Here is a 3,326-nt window from a genome sequence, read left to right as displayed (position 1 = left end):
ATTATATATAAATGAAAATTTGAGCAACAGATCAAATTGGGGTACCCCCTAGCAAAATGCTAATTTACTTTTTCTCCTACTTCTTATAACTAGGCATATTTCCCATTTCTTTAATGGAGCAATCATCATCGCAGGCTTTTCAACTTTGACAGCCTCACTTTTTTCAGTTACCAATTTACTTGTGACATTAGCAATGTAAAAAAGGGATTATATTTCCCTTGTCTTAATTCTATAAATGATAAAAGCCTGTAGACAAATTAAGATATAGGAGGATTAATTTTTATATTCTAACGAGGTTTATGATAACATATCCAAACACAGATTATCACTTTTGATAGCGGAGTCGTTCCAGCAGAAATGCCGGCTTTATGGAATCAAGAAGCCTTAAAGGCACATGCTGTTGCGGCATTATTTTAACGATATTTAAACTAGTTGTTACCTGCCTTCCAACCGATGTCGTCAATTGGCTTTTGAATAAATTTAAGATGCATCCCACACTCAGTGACGGGAATACCGTGATCACGATGGACGGAAAACCATTGGAAGCGGAAGAGAAGAACCAAGTGATTCAGGATGTTAACCAAGCGATGATTTTGAAGAAAAATCATATATTCCCTGGAAATGACTCCTTGTTTTTGCAGCCAAAGAGCGGTGTCAAGCCTTTGGCCATCGATACGAAAAAAGGCAAAAAGGATGTTCGGTTATTGGTGTTCGTGTACGGCACCATGTGGATGTCGTAAAACAGGAAAAGAAGAAGCTTGTGGCATATAGCATGCGTTCCGAAAGCCTCCAAAACCGTTCGATGGTGCAGGGAATGAATATAAAAGAAGCATAAAAGGAAAAATGAAAAACCACACCATGATGTGTGGTTTTTTGATAATGAAAACAAACGCTCTATTTTCCATCTTTGGGTTTCATTCAGTACCCTCCCCCAATTGGAGGGTTTTCATTTTTCCTCAAGTATCACCTTATTTTCTTTTTGAATTAAATTAAATTTCTTCTTTTTTCTAAAAACAAAATATGAAACTATTACCAATCCCGTTATGCAAAATGTTAGGAAAATTTGTAAACGCATTGAAGGGATAAAAGCTTGAGCAACAAATATTGCAAACAACATGAAAATCGTAAAAAATGTAAGGTGTGGAAATAACCACATTTTCACTTTTAATAATCCAGGATTTTCTCTTTCCATTTTCTTTCGTGAACGCAAGTGAGATATAGCAATAAAGATATACATAATCATGGTTACACCACCAGAACTACTAGCTAAAATAACAAATAATTGATCTGCAGCTACAAATTTTAGTAATGTGAACATGTATGCAGCACCTACACACGCCAATATTGTTCCAATTGGGGCCCCTCGTTTATTAACTTTTGAAAATAATTTGGGTGCATCCCCTTTTTTAGATAAGGAGTATAGGATACGCGAACTAGTATACATACCTGTATTTAAAATCGAAAGTAACGAAACGAAGATTACCATATTCATAAAATGACCGGCTGCAGGTAATCCTGCCATATCAAATATACTTGCATAAGGTGCCTTGAATAGTCCTGCTTCACTTTTGGGAAGTAAGAATACTAGAATTACCGAAGAGCCAACGAAGAAAATCAGCAATCTCCAAACAACACTATTAATGGCCTTAATGATATTTTTTTCCGGATTTTCAGATTCTCCCGCTGCAATGGCGGCTACTTCACTTCCTGATATAGAAAAGGTAATAAATACAATACTTAAAAATACTGGGAGAATGCCTTGTGGGAAAGACATGGGAGGGAAAGCCTCCAAGGGCAGCGTGGAAAATGCGTGCATCATATGTAATAATATGGGATTTCCAATAGATCCCCTATTTCAATCTGCCCTCATCTTATCAAAACGGTCCCATCTCTTTCATTCATCTAAAGCAACCTATACCATGTGGTTTGAAATCCTGCGAATAAGCGAGTATTCGTGAGTATTATCTATTAAACTGAGGGAGTTCATTAAGGATTATTGTAGAGTTGACACAAACTGTGCCGAATAAAAATTTGTCATACCTGCTTAATCAGCATTTTTCTTTTCATAAAAAATCAATGCTATATGGATAATTAAAACTATGGAAAGGGCAATAACAATACTAATATCTAGTGTTCCTTCGTCTTCGGGTTTATTAAAAAATCCGTTAATTGTAGTGAATGCTCCTAGAATTAAATAAATATAGATTACATTTTTCGGGATAAATTTAATTAGGAATACCCCCTTTAGAGTTGATGTTATCAATAGCCTATCAGCAACTATTTTATCTGAAAAGAGAGTGATTTGTTAGAGGCTTAATGTATTTTTTTGAAAGTTCCGTACAGTCCGACTACACTGTGCTTGTTGAACTATCCTGCCCCGATAGTTCCTTAAGAAAAAGTTGCCTTAAAGACAGCTCTGATCTTCAGCTAACGCCCCCGTTAGTTGAAAAAGGTAATAACTTCTATTCGCTACCACTTAGTTTGTTCAACCAGAAGTTTTCTACTTCCCCTAATTGAGTATAATAATTATCCGCCCCATCAAGAAAGAAACTTTCACCACATTCACTGTTTGTAATTTGTAAACTTTGAAAAGAAATTTCCTTCCCGTTTTCTCCAGTAAAACTTCCATTTCTCCCTAAGTGGACACATTGTTCATTAATTGCTGTTCGATGTTCATTTTCATCTACATAATAGTATTTGTTGGTTACAGTTTTATCTACATCCTTATATGGAGTAGAGGTAAGGTAAACACCATATTGTTGTATTTCTGTACCTTCCAAAGCAGTCAAATTTTTAAGTTCTATTGGTATGACCGTATATTTTCCTTCTTTTTTTAACACAGGCTCATTCGGGATACCGAATATAACCAAAAAAGATCCCTCGAAGTCTTTAGGAATAAGGTATAGTTCGTTTGATTTCTCTTCTTTAAATGAACACCCCCTAATAATGAACAAAAGTATTATTATCAATAAGGATTGCTTCATAAAATTATACTCCTTTTTAATTAAGTTAATTGTCACATCCTTTTCTATTTGGCAAACTACTTCTACTATCCTACCCCATAGTTAACATATCGAGTAGGGGGAAAATAAGTTTATTTTCGCCCCTCTCACAACACCGTACGTACGGTTCGCGTATACGGCGTTTCAATTTATATCACAGTGTGTACTTTTAGATAATGTTCTAAAGCAGAGGGGACTCCCCTCTGCTTTAGTCTTTTGTTTGAGATTGCTCTTTGGACGACTTTGGATACTCCTATGAATCGGTAACCTTTTCGACAGTAGGTTAATCCTTTCGCTTCTTCCTCCGGAATTCCAAGTTGAATA

General features: G+C 35.7%; 3 protein-coding genes and 1 pseudogene. 2 read left to right on the top strand and 2 right to left on the bottom strand.

From position 1 onward, the window contains the following. Positions 1-357: 357 nt before the first annotated feature. Both N0M92_RS29585 and N0M92_RS28875 read left to right on the top strand, forming a co-directional pair. Positions 358-417, top strand: coding sequence for a hypothetical protein (locus N0M92_RS29585; protein ID WP_397443941.1), 60 nt, complete (start codon positions 358-360; stop codon positions 415-417). Next, a pseudogene (locus N0M92_RS28875) lies at positions 408-835 on the top strand (YfmQ family protein). Before N0M92_RS29585 ends, N0M92_RS28875 begins: the two are co-directional and overlap by 10 nt. 111 nt (positions 836-946) lie before the next feature. Here N0M92_RS28875 and N0M92_RS28870 read toward each other — a convergent pair. Both N0M92_RS28870 and N0M92_RS28865 read right to left on the bottom strand, forming a co-directional pair. Then, positions 947-1,774 carry an amino acid permease gene (locus N0M92_RS28870; protein WP_260288998.1) on the bottom strand — a complete coding sequence of 276 codons (828 nt, stop codon included), beginning with the start codon at positions 1,772-1,774 and terminating at the stop codon, positions 947-949. Between the two features lie 688 nt (positions 1,775-2,462). Then, entirely contained in the window at positions 2,463-2,984 is a 522-nt protein-coding gene (locus tag N0M92_RS28865) for a DUF6843 domain-containing protein (RefSeq protein ID WP_260288997.1), read from the bottom strand. Positions 2,985-3,326 lie beyond the last annotated feature (342 nt).

The organism is Peribacillus aracenensis, assembly GCF_025175645.1.
GTDB lineage: Bacteria > Bacillota > Bacilli > Bacillales > DSM-1321 > Peribacillus > Peribacillus aracenensis.
The sequence above is the reverse complement of the archived record's forward strand: the minus strand, read 5'-3'. Positions and strand labels throughout refer to the sequence as shown.